Origin of the sequence: Sorangium sp. So ce185 (assembly GCF_051526825.1) — a bacterium.
Taxonomy (GTDB): domain Bacteria; phylum Myxococcota_A; class Polyangia; order Polyangiales; family Polyangiaceae; genus Sorangium; species Sorangium cellulosum_D.
In genome coordinates, this window is record NZ_CP150316.1 from 12918938 (window position 1) to 12931960 (window position 13023).

Annotated in this window: 12 protein-coding genes; 5 read left to right on the plus strand and 7 right to left on the minus strand. The window is 73.0% G+C overall.

Annotation, left to right across the window (positions count from 1 at the left end):
• Positions 1–38: 38 nt before the first annotated feature.
• Positions 39–1907, minus strand: coding sequence for a CotH kinase family protein (locus WMF26_RS47710; protein WP_437998127.1), 1869 nt, complete (start codon positions 1905–1907; stop codon positions 39–41).
• A gap of 199 nt (positions 1908–2106) precedes the next feature.
• Here WMF26_RS47710 and WMF26_RS47715 point away from each other — a divergent pair, with 199 nt between their 5' ends.
• Complete coding sequence (locus tag WMF26_RS47715) at positions 2107–4677, plus strand: M1 family metallopeptidase (protein ID WP_437998128.1); 2571 nt, start codon at positions 2107–2109, stop codon at positions 4675–4677.
• Positions 4678–4706: 29 nt separating this feature from the next.
• Here the strand turns inward: WMF26_RS47715 and cysW are convergent, their stop codons facing one another.
• The 4 genes from cysW to WMF26_RS47735 form a co-directional block, all read right to left on the minus strand.
• Positions 4707–5609, minus strand: a complete 903-nt coding sequence (cysW, locus tag WMF26_RS47720) for a sulfate ABC transporter permease subunit CysW (protein ID WP_061622886.1) — start codon at positions 5607–5609, stop codon at positions 4707–4709.
• A gap of 30 nt (positions 5610–5639) precedes the next feature.
• Positions 5640–6560, minus strand: a complete 921-nt coding sequence (locus WMF26_RS47725) for an ABC transporter permease (RefSeq protein WP_437998129.1) — start codon at positions 6558–6560, stop codon at positions 5640–5642.
• Complete coding sequence (locus WMF26_RS47730) at positions 6560–7624, minus strand: sulfate ABC transporter substrate-binding protein (protein WP_437998130.1); 1065 nt, start codon at positions 7622–7624, stop codon at positions 6560–6562. Before WMF26_RS47730 ends, WMF26_RS47725 begins: the two co-directional genes overlap by 1 nt.
• A gap of 113 nt (positions 7625–7737) precedes the next feature.
• Complete coding sequence (locus WMF26_RS47735; RefSeq protein WP_437998131.1) at positions 7738–9219, minus strand: hypothetical protein; 1482 nt, start codon at positions 9217–9219, stop codon at positions 7738–7740.
• A gap of 230 nt (positions 9220–9449) precedes the next feature.
• Here WMF26_RS47735 and WMF26_RS47740 point away from each other — a divergent pair, with 230 nt between their 5' ends.
• Positions 9450–9860 (plus strand): VOC family protein, encoded by a 411-nt coding sequence (locus WMF26_RS47740; RefSeq protein WP_437952727.1) that lies wholly within the window; start codon positions 9450–9452, stop codon positions 9858–9860.
• A 203-nt stretch (positions 9861–10063) separates the two neighbouring features.
• Positions 10064–11119 (plus strand): 2-isopropylmalate synthase, encoded by a 1056-nt coding sequence (locus WMF26_RS47745; protein ID WP_437998132.1) that lies wholly within the window; start codon positions 10064–10066, stop codon positions 11117–11119.
• 93 nt (positions 11120–11212) lie between these two features.
• Here the strand turns inward: WMF26_RS47745 and WMF26_RS47750 are convergent, their stop codons facing one another.
• Complete coding sequence (locus WMF26_RS47750; protein WP_129580459.1) at positions 11213–11542, minus strand: hypothetical protein; 330 nt, start codon at positions 11540–11542, stop codon at positions 11213–11215.
• A gap of 78 nt (positions 11543–11620) precedes the next feature.
• On the opposite strand from WMF26_RS47750, the gene WMF26_RS47755 reads away from it, so the two are divergent.
• Positions 11621–11839 carry a hypothetical protein gene (locus WMF26_RS47755; protein ID WP_437570056.1) on the plus strand — a complete coding sequence of 73 codons (219 nt, stop codon included), beginning with the start codon at positions 11621–11623 and terminating at the stop codon, positions 11837–11839.
• 32 nt (positions 11840–11871) lie between these two features.
• A complete protein-coding gene (locus WMF26_RS47760) occupies positions 11872–12144 on the plus strand; it encodes a hypothetical protein (protein WP_437998133.1) in 273 nt (90 codons plus the stop codon).
• Positions 12145–12186: 42 nt separating this feature from the next.
• Here the strand turns inward: WMF26_RS47760 and WMF26_RS47765 are convergent, their stop codons facing one another.
• Positions 12187–12918: a TetR/AcrR family transcriptional regulator gene (locus WMF26_RS47765; RefSeq protein WP_437952732.1), complete on the minus strand. Its 732-nt coding sequence runs from the start codon at positions 12916–12918 to the stop codon at positions 12187–12189.
• Positions 12919–13023 lie beyond the last annotated feature (105 nt).

Sequence of the window (13023 nt, forward strand, 5' to 3'; positions counted from 1 at the left end):
GAACGGGCGAGGACGTCGCCGTGCGCCGGCGATCCTCGTCAAGGCAGCCTGCACACGTACGGCAGCTCGGCGTCGCAGGGCATGTCGTTCCACAGCCCGCTGGCCCAGCTCGCCAGCTCCACGCAGTTCTCTCCGTCGCCGGCGTTGTTCGGCTCGCCGCCGGCCCAGCGCTCGTCGTCGTACGGTGTGCCGTCGGTCCACGCGAAGTCTCCCTCGGACTCCGCGTCGGTGAGCCCGATCCAGTAGTCGCCCGGCTGGACCGCGTCGGCGATCGAGACCACGAGATCCTGCGTCTCCGCGTCGTGGATGGACACGAGGTGCCCGCCCTGCGCGACGCAGTCGAGCTCCGCGTCCTCCCATGTCGCGGGCGCGAAGCAGAGCGCCAGGGAGCCGCCCTCCGGGAGCGCCAGCAGGCCGCAAGGCGGGCACGACGGGTCGTCGTCCACGCGCCCATCGCAGTTGTTGTCGATCAGGTCGCACAGCTCGGGGGCGCCCGGGTGCACCGACGCATCGCCGTCGTCGCAGTCTTCCCCGCAGCCGGACGAGAGGTCGCCGTCCGCGTCGATCCCCGAGGGGTCCGCGCAGGCGAGCGACGCCCGCACGTCGGCAGGACGGTCGTTCAGGAAGGCGATGGTGGCGTCGATCTGCGCGGCGACGACATCGGAGCTCACCTCCCGGCGCGGATCCGCGAGCACGTCGTCCCAGATGAGGTCGCGCGCCGCCTCGGCGTCGCTCACGAGGTCGAGCGCCGACGCGCGCTCGAGGACGCGCTCGAACGCCGCGGCGAGCGCCTGCAGGCACGGCGGCGAGGCGGTGCACATCCGCTGGAGTCGGGCCTCGCCGCCGAAGGGATAAAGCGGGTCCGAGAAGGTCTGGTCGACGCCCCACGGCAAGAAGGTCCAGCGGCCGTCGTCCGGGCGTCGCGCGATGAAGTAGTTGTTGCGATACCAGGCATAACCGTCCCAGTGGCCGATGAAGGTCTCCGCGGCCGCGAACGCGAGGTAGCGCTCCATGTCGATGCGCCGCGACGCCTCGGCGAGGAACGTGTCCGGGCTCTCCATCTCGTCGAGCGCCTCCACGAGCTCCACGAGATCGGCGAACCCGACGTCGTCGCCGTTGTCCTGGTCGAAGGTCGCGATGCTCGAGCGCTCGAGATCGCTCCCGTAAGCCCCCTCGTACAGGCTGCTCTTGTGGCCGCCGAACCAGCGATCGAGAAAGCGAGGGTTATCCGCCGTCTCGACGGTGGCATACAGGCCGTAGAGCGAGCCGTTCACCCAGACCGTCGCGTGGGCCGCGCGCGGCGCGGGCACGTCCACCGCGCGGAACAGCGCGTAGGCGAGGCGCTCGTGGATCATGCTCGGGTCCTGGACCATGTTGTTGAGCGCGAGCTTCTCCACCCCGAGCAGGGTCTGGTCGTCGGTGAACTCGTCGAATTTCAGCAGGAATGCGGCCTTCTGGTCCAGGGTCCGGAACGAGCCGTGGACGCCCTTGAGCCGCACGCCGATGTCGGCGAGCTCGATCACCTCGCCGTCCAGGGTCACCGTGAGCTCCCCGGGGACGTAGTCCTCGGGCGCGGCGTCGAGCCGATCGATCGACACCTGCGACAGCTCGATCTCGAACCGCGGGATGCTCGTTCCGGCGAAGAGCGGCGCTGCCGGATCGGGCGGCGGCGGCTCCTCCCCGCCGGCGCCGCCCGCGCCGCCGGTCCCACCGCCCGCGCCGCCGAGCCCGCCGGCGCCCGCGGCCCCTGCGTCGCCGCCGGAGCCGCCCGCGCCTGCGCCTGCGCTGACCGCGCTGCTGCCGTCCGGCCGGGGATCCACCGCGGCGTCGCCGCAGGCGACGAGCAGCGCAATCGACATCGCGAGCGGACCGGGCCAGCTCCAGGAGGGCGAAAATGACTTTCTCACGGTCATTCTCTTCTACATGCGTTGCTCGGTCCTTGCACGTCTCCTCGAGTCAGCGCGTCGAGCCGGGGTCCACGAGCCTCCAAACGCGGTGCGTCGCGCCCTACATCGGCCCTCTCCCGGCGAGGAGCACGAAACCGGCGGGGAGGGGAGCCAATCGACGGAGGGCCACGGCTTCTTCTTCCTCCATCGAGGTGTTCGAATGGACCTTGCCAGATCCTTTGTCCGCCCGGGGGCGCGGCTCGCCGCCGTCCTCCTGGCGTCGTTCGCGGCCGCGTGCTCCGGCGCCGATCCCGTCGCTCCAGGCCAATCGCCGCCCGACGACACGCAGCTGCCGCCGCCCGACACCGGGCCGCCGCCCGAGCCCGAGCCGCCGGCGGGCGCGGCGATCGACGTCCAGCGCTACGAGGTGACGGGAGAGTTCGACTGGAGCCGGGGGCGGCTGGTCGCGACGGTCGCGATGACGCTCCTGCCAGGCGACGACGGCCTGCGCTCTCTGCGCCTCGACAGCGCGGTGGCCGAGGTCAAGGCGGTCCGCCTGGCCGGCGGCGCCGACCTGCCCTACGCGGTCGACGCCGAGCCCGGGGCGCTTAGCATCGACGTCTCGCGCGTGCCCGGCATCGCGGCGGACCGGGCGATCACGCTCGAGATCGACTACGAGGCCGCCGAGAGCGAGGCGCTCCGCGCGATCCCCGCCCGCTGGGGGGACCCCGCCGCGTCGCGCGTGGTCTACACCATCTCGGAGCCGCTCAACGCCGCGCTCTGGCTGCCGTGCCACAACACGCCCGAGGACCGCGCCGTCTTCTCCATCGACCTCGCGATGGACGCGCACGAGACGATGATCGCGAACGGCACGCTCGTCTCCGACGAGCAGGGCGCGTCCGGCCGTCGCATGAAGTACGCGACGGACTACACGGTGCCGATCTACCTCATGGCCTTCGCCATCGGCGACTTCGAGGTGGAGGGCACGATGAAGGGGAGCCTCCCCGTCTCGGTCTGGCACCGGCGCGGCGTCCCGGGCGACTACGGCCGCCTGCTCGACGAGGTGGTCCGCTCGATCGGCCTCTTCGAGGAGCTGCTCGTGCCCTATCCCTTCGAGAAGTACGCGGTGGTGCTCGTGCCGGAGTTCGGCGGGGGCATCGAGAACCTCGGCATCAGCTTCCAGGGGGAGCTCGGGAGCACCGCTCCGACGATCTCCGAAGACCTGAAGCTCACGATCCACGAGATCGGCCACCAGTGGTTCGGCGATCTCGTGACGGTCGAGAGCTGGGACGACCTGTGGATCAAGGAGGGCATGGCGACGTTGCTCGCGAGCGAGGGCGCGCGCGTCTACCTGGACGAGAGCGGCGAGGGGACGCTGAACGGCGACTCCTTCTCGGCCGGGTCGCACAACCCCATCGTGGATCCGGACCGCGCTCCCGCCGATAAGTACACGTCCGGGCCCTACGGCCGCGCTGCGTGGCTGCTCACCCAGATCCGGAGCCTCGTCGGGGAGGAGGCCTTCTGGGGCACGCTGCGCGACGTCCTCGACGACCACCGCTTCGGCGCCATCGGTACGGACGAGTTCCTCGACGCCTTCGCGGGGCCCCTCGGCCCCGACGCGGCCGCCCGCGCGCGGCGGGCGGTCCGGGCCAGCGCGCTCCCGCACCTCGATCTCGGGCGGTCGCCCTCCGGCGGCGTGCTCGTGACGTTGCGCGATCCGGATGGGGCGCTGGTTGCGCCGATCGATCTCCTCTGGATCGCGGACGACGGCACGACGCGCTCGCAGGTGCTCGAAGTCGACCAGGGCGTGGACGTCGCCCCGCAGCGGGAGGGCGAGCTGCTGATCCTCGACCCGCTCGACCGCCACGTCTCCTGGCACCACCTGGTCGATTTCAGCCTGCAACCGGACGACCTCCCGGCGCGCCTCTCCTCGTTTCGCGTTCCCACGAGCCCCTCGCAGGTCGCGCGCCTCCTCGAGGCCGGCGGCGTCCACCAGACGGCCGTCCTCGGCGCCGGCTTGCCGGAGCCCGTGACCCCGGACGCGTTCGCGGCCTTCCTCGACGGCCTCGACGCTGAGGACGCCAAGGCCATGGCGGTCTGGGTGGCGTGCATTCGGGCCGCGGATCCGGCGCTGGATCCAGCGCTGCGGGCGGCGTGGTCGAGCGCGCTCGCGCCGCTGCTCGCGGGGCCTCCCTACGCGCGGTGGACCGAGTTCACGCCGTGGCTGGAGTACGGGGCGTGCGGCGAGGTCGTCGACGTGCTGGCGCTCTACGCGGACGAGTGGTCAGCGCTCGCGGCGGGGCCCCCGGCCGGCGATCTCTCCGACGCGCACCTGAGGTTCCTGTACAACCTCGACCTGCCGCTCGAAACGGTGCTGTCGGCCTGGGGGAACGTCGCCAGGCAGTCCAGCTCGCTGCGCGCGCGCTCGCTCGCCACGACAAGGATCCGCACCGAGGCCGATCGCGCTCCGCCGGAGGATTTCCCCGCCTTCCGCGCCTTCTTCTCCGAGATCGTCGCGTCCACGGAGGTGCCCGATCTCCTCAGCGAGGCGCTCACAGGGCTGAGCCGCACGATGGCGCCCACCGCGGCGGAGAACGCGGAGGCCCTGGCCGCCCTGAGCCACCAGCTGCGCACGGCGTCGACGACGCCGTTCGATGGCTGGGTGATGTGCGTCGCCTTCGCGCTGACGCAGGGCGACGCCGCCGCTTGGGGCGAGTTCGTCGGGGGCCTCGACGGCGTGGAGCTCTCCGCGGAGGCCGTCGAGATGCTCGCCAACCCTTCCCGCTGCTGAGGGCGACTCCGCGCCTCGGCGACTCCGATCTATCCGCCGTCCTTCTTCTTCAGCTCGCCCTTGAACCGCCACTCCACCGCCGCCTTCACGGCCAGCGTGATCACCGACACGCCGGCGAGGAGGCTGGCGACGGCGAACGCGGGCATGACGCGGACCATGTTGGCGTAATAGACGCGCTCGACGTGGAGCGGCAGCGTCACCTGATCCGACGAGCCCGCGGAGACCACGTACACGGCGCCGAACTCGCCCATCGCCCGGGCGGTGCAGAGGATGACGCCATACAGGAGGCCCCACCGGATGTTGGGCAGCGTGACGCGCCAGAAGATCTGCCACCCGTTCGCGCCGAGGACGCGGGCCACCTGCTCCTCCTCGCTCCCCTGGGCCTGCATCAGCGGGATGAGCTCGCGCGCGACGAACGGGAAGGTGATGAACACCGTGGCGAGCACGATGCCGGGCAAGGCGAAGATGACCCGGGTGGAGACGTCGAGGCTCGCGAACCCGAGGCTCACCGTGTAGGTCCGGTTCACGAACGCCCCGAAGAAGCCGTTGGCCCCGAAGAGCAGGACGAAGCACAGCCCGGCGACCACCGGCGAGATCGAGAACGGCAGATCGATCAGGGTGACGAGCAGGCTCCTGCCCCGGAACTCGAACTTGGTGATGGCCCACGCCGCCGCGACGCCGAACAGCGTGTTGAGCGGCACCGCGACGGCCGTGGTGAGGAGCGTGAGCGCCGCCGCGCGGAACGTCGCGCGGTCGAAGACCGCCTGTCCATAGGCGCTCAGGCCCTCGCTGAAGGCGTGCCAGAACACCACCCCGAGCGGCAGGACCAGGAACACGCCGACGAGGATCACACACAGGCCGATCAGCAGCCGGCGCGCTCCGCGGCCACCGGCGGTGTCCTCGCGGCCTGTCTGGGGGCGGGGGGCGAGCATCGCGCGACTCGAGTCCACCGGCCGCGGGCGTCAGCCCGCCGCCCTGCCCGCGTGGCCGCGCGAGGCGGCGCGCTGGAGCAGGTTGATCGCGAAGAGGAGCGCGAACGACGCCCCGAGCAAGAGGACCGCGACCGCCGTCGCGTCGGCGTAGGTGCCCGTCTCGTTCACCTCGATCATCTTGATGATCACCTGGGACGCGATCTCGGTGTCCGGCCGGTTGCCCGAGATGAAGATCACCGACCCGTACTCGCCGAGGCCGCGCGCGAGCGCCAGCGCGAACCCGGTGAGGAGCGCCGGCGCGAGCTCCGGCAGGACCACGGCGCGGAAGATCTGGAATCGGCTGGCGCCGAGCGTCGCCGCCGCCTCCTCGACATCGCGGCTCAGGTCCTCGATCACCGGCTGCACCGTGCGCACGACGAACGGCAGGCCGACGAAGGCCATCGCGATCACCACGCCGAGCGGCGCCAGGGAGATCCGGTCGTACACCGTCCACGCGATCGGCCATTCGCCCCACCCGCCGGCCGCGAACCCGCGCCAGACGGGCCACGGGTACCGGAAACCCACGCTGGAGAGCGCCCCGCCGAGCAAACCGCCCTCGGCGTACAGCGTGGAGAGCGCGATCCCGGCCACGGCCGTGGGGAGCGCGAACGGCAGGTCGATCACCGCGTCGATGACGCGCGCGAACGGGAAGGTGTACCGGCCGAGCACCCACGCGATGAGCAGGCCCACGACGACGTTGAGGAGCGCCGCGGCGATCGAGGCGCCCAGCGTGAACCGGACGGCCGCGGCGACCCAGCCGCTCGTGATCACCGCGAAGAAGCGACCCCACCCGAGCTCCGCCGTCTTCAGGAACAGGGCGGAGAGCGGCAGGAGGACGACGAGGCTCAGGTAGAGCACCGCGACGCCCAGGGAGAGCGAGAACCCGGGGAGCACGCGCGCGCCGCGCGACATCACTTCTTCCGCATCTTGTCGAGCTCGGCCCCCTGGCCGAAATGGACGCTCATCACCGTCGGCCAGTCGGCGAAATGGTCCTTGAACCGGAACAGCGCGAGGGGCCTCAGCCGGTCCGCGTGCTTCTTCGCGATCGCCTCGCTGTACGGGCGGTTGTACCGCTTCGCGATGAGCTCCTGGCCCTCGTCGGAGAAGTGGAACTCCACGTACGCCTCGGCGACGTCCTTGACGCCGTGCCGCTCGGCGACCTTGTCGACGACCGCGAGGGGGACCTCGATCGTGATCGAGTCCGAGGGGACGACGACCTCGAACTGGTCGGCCGTCGCCGGATCGGCGGCGATCTGGAGGATCTCGTTCTCCCAGCCGAAGAGGACGTCGCCCGTGCGCTGCACGATGAAGCGCGTCGACGAGCCGCGCATGGCCGGGTCGAGGATGGCGTCGTCGTAGACTTTGGCCGTGAACTCGCGCGCCGCGGCCTCCGCCTCCGCGTCGTTCCGGCCCTCGGCCTTCGCCTTGCGCGCGGCGTGCGCCCAGGTCGACAGGTAGATCCACCGCGCCCCGCCGCCGGTCTTCGGATCCGGGCACAGCGACACCACCTCGGGCCGCGCGAGGTCCTCCCAGGCCTTCACCTGCTTGGGGTTGCCCTTGCGGACCAGGAAGATGACGGCCGACGTGTACGGCACCGAGCCGTTCGGCAGCCGATCGCGCCAGGTCGCGGGCAAAAGGCCCGCCTTGGCGATGGTGTCGACGTCGAAGTCGACCGACAGGGCGGCCACGTCCGTCTCCTTGCCGGCGGCGATGTCGCGCGCCTGCTTGCCCGACGGGCCGTGATCGGTCTCCACGTCGACGTCCCTGCCGGTCTTCTGCTTGTACCACCGCTCGAACGCGGGATTGAGCTCCTGGTAGAGCTCGCGGGTGGGGTCGTAGGACGCGACCGAGAGCTTCGCCACCCGGCCCTCCGCGCTCCCCTCGGCCGCGGTCGTCGTCTTCTTCTCCTCGCACCCGACGGCGGAGAGGAGCAGGGCGCCCAGCGCGAGCGCGAAACGGAGCGAGGTTGTCTTCATCGTCTCATCCTGGGTGGAAAGGGCGGCAACTCTACCGCCGGACAGGGCCCTTGTCGCGAGGAGCGCCCCGCGCTCTCCGGCGGAGCGGGGTGGCGGCCGCCGGGCGCTCGCGCTCAGGGCGGCGCGAGCCTGACCGCGACCGGCGACAGCTGCTCCTCGACGACGTCGAGGCCCACGCCGAGCTGCCCGTCGGCGTTCTCGCCCCAGCAGAGCACCTCGCCGGTCGTCCGCAGCGCGCACGTGTGGTGATAGCCGGCCGCGAGCTGCGCCACGCCGTCGATGGGCACGTCGACCGGCTGCGACGACAGCCCTGGCTTCCCGTGGCCGAGGGCGCCGACGCCCCACATCTTGAGGCCCCGCGCGGCGCCGGACACCGCGCCGCTCCGCTCGCGGCCGACGTCGATGCTCGCGGCCTGAGGCACGGCGACGAGCGTGGGCTCTGGCACGGGCCCGTAGCGGTCGGCGCCCACCGCGCCGTTGTAGTCGTTGCCGAAGCAGTAGACCTCCACGCCCTTGCGCGCGCAGGTGTGCCGGTCGCCCGCGGCCACCTCGTCGACCCCCGCGGTGAGCGGCGCCGCGACCTCCACCGCAGAGGTGGCGTTCTCGCGGGCCCCGGCGAAGCCGAGCTGTCCGTCGAAGTTCCGGCCCCAGCAGAGGAGGCCTCGGTCGGAGGCCTTGATCGCGCAGGTGTGATCCTGGCCGGCGGAGACCTGCCGGATGTCGCTCTGGATGAAGTCCGGGGTGCCCGTCTGCGGCGACTCCCCGTTGCCGAGCTGGCCCTCATCGTCGGCGCCCCAGCAGTAGAGCTCGTCGCCCGTCTTCACCGCGCACGAGTGCGCCGCGCCGAGCGAGAGCTGCACGACGTTGATCAGGCTCGGCACCCGCGCCGGCTCGCTCGCCGAGTAGAACGAGCCGTTGCCGAGCTGTCCCAGCGTGCCGCGCCCCCAGCAGGTGACCGTCGTGTCCTCCAGGATCGCGCACGAGTGGGCAGGGAACTGGTCGTCGTCGCGCGCGAACCCGCCGCCCGCCGCCACATGGATGGCCTTGCCGGGGAGGGCGACCTGCGCCGGCACGGGGACGACCGGCTCGCTGTCCGGCTTCCCCGACTCGGAGAACGCGTTCCTGCCCCAGCACCACACGCTGCCGTCCCGCCGGAGCACGCACGTGTGGGCGAACCCGGCCGAGATCTCGACCGGGTCGTTGCAGAAGGCGCCCTCGTCGCCCTTCACGCACTCCGTCGCGCAGCGGTTGCCGCAGGCGCCGCAGTGCTCGTGGGCGCTCGCGCTCGTCTCGCAGCCCGGGGCCGCGGTGTCGCAGTCCAGGAAGCCGGCGTCGCAGACGACGCCGCAGACGCCCGCCTCGCACGTCGGCGTCTGGTTCTCCGCGGCGGGGCAGTCGTCCGGCGAGGCGCACGCGTCGCCCTTGCCGCCCGCGCCGCCCGTGCCGCCTCCGGCGCCCTTGCCGCCCGCGCCGCCGTGGCCGGCGTCGCCGCCTTGACCGCCTGTGCCCGTCGCGAAGTTCCGCTCGGAGGGCGAGCAGCCGGCGCAGAGCGCGAGCGTGAAGAGCGCCAGCGAGTTCGTCAGCAAGCGAGGCATGTACGTCATCGAAGCTCCTGAAGCGGCAGGTGTCCCGGAGCAGCAGGTTGCTCCTGGAACAGCTTTTTACGCTGCCGCTGCCCGCGCGCAAAGCGCGTCTCTTCGGCAAGATCCGGACGCCCGCCGGCGTTGGATCGCCCCGCGCCGGCGCGTCGGCGCGCTGGTTTGGGGGAGACGCCTCTGGCGGCGCCGCGTAAGGTCGCTGCGCCATCCGGCAGGAGGGAGATCGCATGCACCGGAGTCGTCTTTGTGCTCTCGTGATTGATTGCAAGGTGGATGACGTCGACGCCGCGGCGGACTTCTGGGGCCGCGCCTTCGGCAAGCCCGTCAAGAAGGCCGCTCCGGACGCGGGCGGCTACCGCGAGCTCGAGACCCGGGACGATGAGCTCATCGTCCTCGTGCAGCAGGTCGAGCACCCGAGCCGGACGCACCTCGACATCGAGACGGACGACCTCGACGCCGAGGTGCGGCGGCTCGAGGCGCTCGGGGCGCGGCGCGTGGAGTTCATCAAGCGCTGGTGGGTGATGGAGGCGCCGACGGGCCAGCGGTTCTGCGTCGTCCGCCCGCAGCGCGGCCCGCTCGAGGCGCACGGCAACGCCAACGTCTGGAGCGACGATCCCGGCAAACCGGGCGCGCAGTGAGCCGGGGCGCGCGGCGCGCCGGGCGCGGGGCGAGCCGGGGCGCGCGGCGAGCACCGCGCGCAGAGCGAGGCCCGGCCGGGCGTCCGCCGGAGATCGGGACCTGCTCCGGCGCCCGACATGAAGTAACCTCTCCCCCGCGCCGGTCGACGCGGCGCGCTGTGCATGCGCCACGCCGAGATCCCCTGCGACATGACATGCAGCGCATGAGCACCGACGGCCGGGATCCCGGCGCCGCGGCCCCGTTCGACTGGAATCGCGCGGAGCCCGCGCCGGCGGAGCGCCGGCTCCCGCCGGGCGGCGTGCCCGCCGAGGCCTGGGCCGCTGCCCGCGCCGAGGACGAGGCGTGGCTGCCCTTCGAGCGCGCGGCCCGGCCGGTCGAGGTGCTCGACGAGACGCTGCGCGACGGCATCCAGGGCGTCTCCACGGTGAACCCGCCGAGCGCGCAGAAGATCGAGCTGCTCCAGGCGATGGCGAGCGTCGGCGTCGACGCGGTGAACCTCGGCATCCCCGCGGCCGGGCCGCGCCAGTTCGAGGACGCCTGCCTGCTCGCCCGCGAGATCGTCTCGTCCCGGCTGCCGCTCGCCCTGACCGCGGCCGCGCGCACGACCGCCGCGGACATCGAGGAGGTCGCCCGCGTGGCCGAGCGCGCCGGGGCGCCGATGGTGGTCTACGCGTTCATCGGCAGCTCGCCGATCCGGCATTTCGTCGAGGGGTGGGGCCCCGATTTCCTGGCCCGCAGCGTCGAGGCCGCCGGGCGGGCCGCCGCCGCGGCCGGCCTGCCCTTCTGCCTCGTCGCCGAGGACGCGACCCGCGCGCCCCCCGGCATGCTCCACACGCTCTTCCGCGCCGCGGTGGACGCCGGCGCCGCGCGCCTCTGCCTGTGCGACACGACCGGCCACGTCACCCCGCCCGGGGTGGCGGCGCTCGTCGCGTTCGCCCGGCGCGAGCTCGCCGCCCTGGGCGCGCCCGGGATCGAGCTCGACTGGCACGGCCACAACGACCGCGGGCTCGGCCTCTCCGCCGCGCTCTGGGCGGCGGCGTGCGGGGTCGAGCGGGTCCACGCCACGGCGCTCGGCGTCGGGGAGCGGGTGGGCAACAGCTGCCTCGAGCTGCTCCTCGACAACCTCGGTCGGCTCGGGTCGCGCGCCCCGGTGCCGCGCGAGCGCCTCGCCGCGTACTGCGCGGTCGCCTCGCGCGCCCTCGCCTGGCCCATCCCGCCGGACCACCCCATCGCGGGGGCGCTCGTCCGCCGCGGGTGACGCGCTCCCCGGCGCGGGTGACGGCGCTCCTGGGCCGGGGGTGACGCGCTCCTCGGCGGCGCGACGTCGCCCCTCGGCGGGGCGCGACGGCGTTCACCCGCCGGGCGTGGCCTTGCCGCCGCCGACGCGCGCCAGGGCGGCGTGGACGATCGGCGCCGCGGGCGCGAGCGCGTCCGCGAGCTCGCCGACGCGGGCGGCGGCGCGCTCCGCGCGGGTCCACGCCGACGAGAAGCCGAGCGTGCCCGGCGGGTGGGCGGCGGCGAGGGCGATCGCCTGCCGCAGATCGTCGCCCACCGCCGCGATGGCGTGGAGATCTGCCACGCTCGCCCCCCGCGCGCGCGCCGCGGCGTAGAGCGCGCGCACGATGCCGAGCAGGTCGCGGGCGGCCTCCAGCGGGAAGGGGTCGTGACGGATCGAGAGCACGCCGGCCGCAGATCACGGATGCCGGGACGGGGCGTCAAGCCGGGCGCGGCTCGTACGCCGCGGCTCGAAGATTGCACGATGCAGTGGCTCGACGGTTGCAGTGAACGGTTGCTGGAGGAGCACATGAACAACCGCACGCACGAGCTCGCAAAGACGGACGTACCCGGCGGCGACGAGGAGGTCCCGCTGCCGCCGAACCCGGGTGACCCGGGGCCGGAGCAGCCCGAGCCGCCCTCGCCCGACCCCACCCAGGACCCGCGCATCCCGCCGCAGGGCGACTTCCCGCGCGGGGTCTGAGCCGCGCGCGATGCGCGCGATGGAGAAAGCCCATGGACGAGCAGAAGATCCAGGAGATCAAGAAAGAGGCCGCGCGGCAGGCGGCGGTGGGCGCCTCGGGCGGGATGGAGGGGCCTGACGAGCACGAGGAGCCGAGCGACATGCCCAAGCCGCCGGTGGCCATCGAGGCGTCCACGGCGGCGCAGGAGGACGGCGACCGGCAGCCGAACGGGACCGGGAACGTGCCCGCGGCGTCGAGAGCGGCCGAGCGCGGCCTCGGACCGACCCAGGGCGCGCCGGCGGTGAAGCCCCAGGGCGACCGCTGAACGCGGCGATCCCGGCCTTGCGGCAGGTCTCCTCCGGGGCCGTCACGCGCCGGCCTGCTTCTTCTTCCCTCTCCGGGCCGCCCGCGGCCTCGCCGGAGGCTTCGGCCGCGGCCCGTACGCGCGAAGGAACATCTCCAGGTTCTCGTCGACGATGGCGTCGATCTGCGACGGCGCGAGCGGGAGCGTGCCGTAGACCGAGACGTCCTGCGCCTCCGCCGAGAGGAGCGCGATGAACTGGCGCGCGGCGCGCTCCGGCTTCGCCACGTCGAGCCGGCCGCGCTCGGTCTCGCGCGCGAGGTAGCCGACGAGGCGGATCATGAACCGCAGCGGTCCACCTTGCGCCCACGCGAGGCGGAGCTGCGGATAGCGCGCGACCTCGGACACCACGAGCCGCCGGAACGCGGAGAGATCCTCGCGGAACACCCACGCCAGCAGGCGCCGCCCGAGCTGGCCGAGCGCGACCGCCGGCTCGGCGTCGGTGGCGAAGAGCTCGTCGAACGCCCGCTCCTGCTCGGCCGACGCCGCGCCCTGCACGCCCTCGATCACCGCGAAGAACAGGCGCTCCTTGTCGCCGAAGTGGTTGTAGATCGTCTGCTTCGACACGCCCGCCTCGGCGGCGATGGTGTCGACGCTCGCGCGCGAGACGCCCTCGCGCAGGAACACGCGCTTCGCCGCCTCCACGATGGCGGCGTGCTTCACGGGCGAGCCCGCGGCGGGGGGAGCCGAGGCGCCCTCGCGCGCAGGCCTGGGGTCGAGCCGCTTCCGGGTTGACATTTGGACTCACCAGTCCAATTTGTTGGACTGCCGAGTCCAACCGTAGACCATCGCCGCCGCGCGCTCACCCGAAAAGCGCGCGCGCGCCGGCCTGGGCTCGCGCTG

Coding starts and splice junctions, on each gene's coding strand:
- WMF26_RS47715 (WP_437998128.1), top strand. CDS start 2,107: ATGGACCTTGCCAGATCCTTTGTCCGCCCGGGGGCGCGGCTCGCCGCC.
- cysW (WP_061622886.1), bottom strand. CDS start 5,609: ATGCTCGCCCCCCGCCCCCAGACAGGCCGCGAGGACACCGCCGGTGGC.
- WMF26_RS47725 (WP_437998129.1), bottom strand. CDS start 6,560: ATGTCGCGCGGCGCGCGCGTGCTCCCCGGGTTCTCGCTCTCCCTGGGC.
- WMF26_RS47730 (WP_437998130.1), bottom strand. CDS start 7,624: ATGAAGACAACCTCGCTCCGTTTCGCGCTCGCGCTGGGCGCCCTGCTC.
- WMF26_RS47735 (WP_437998131.1), bottom strand. CDS start 9,219: ATGCCTCGCTTGCTGACGAACTCGCTGGCGCTCTTCACGCTCGCGCTC.
- WMF26_RS47740 (WP_437952727.1), top strand. CDS start 9,450: ATGCACCGGAGTCGTCTTTGTGCTCTCGTGATTGATTGCAAGGTGGAT.
- WMF26_RS47745 (WP_437998132.1), top strand. CDS start 10,064: ATGAGCACCGACGGCCGGGATCCCGGCGCCGCGGCCCCGTTCGACTGG.
- WMF26_RS47755 (WP_437570056.1), top strand. CDS start 11,621: ATGCAGTGGCTCGACGGTTGCAGTGAACGGTTGCTGGAGGAGCACATG.
- WMF26_RS47760 (WP_437998133.1), top strand. CDS start 11,872: ATGGACGAGCAGAAGATCCAGGAGATCAAGAAAGAGGCCGCGCGGCAG.
- WMF26_RS47765 (WP_437952732.1), bottom strand. CDS start 12,918: ATGTCAACCCGGAAGCGGCTCGACCCCAGGCCTGCGCGCGAGGGCGCC.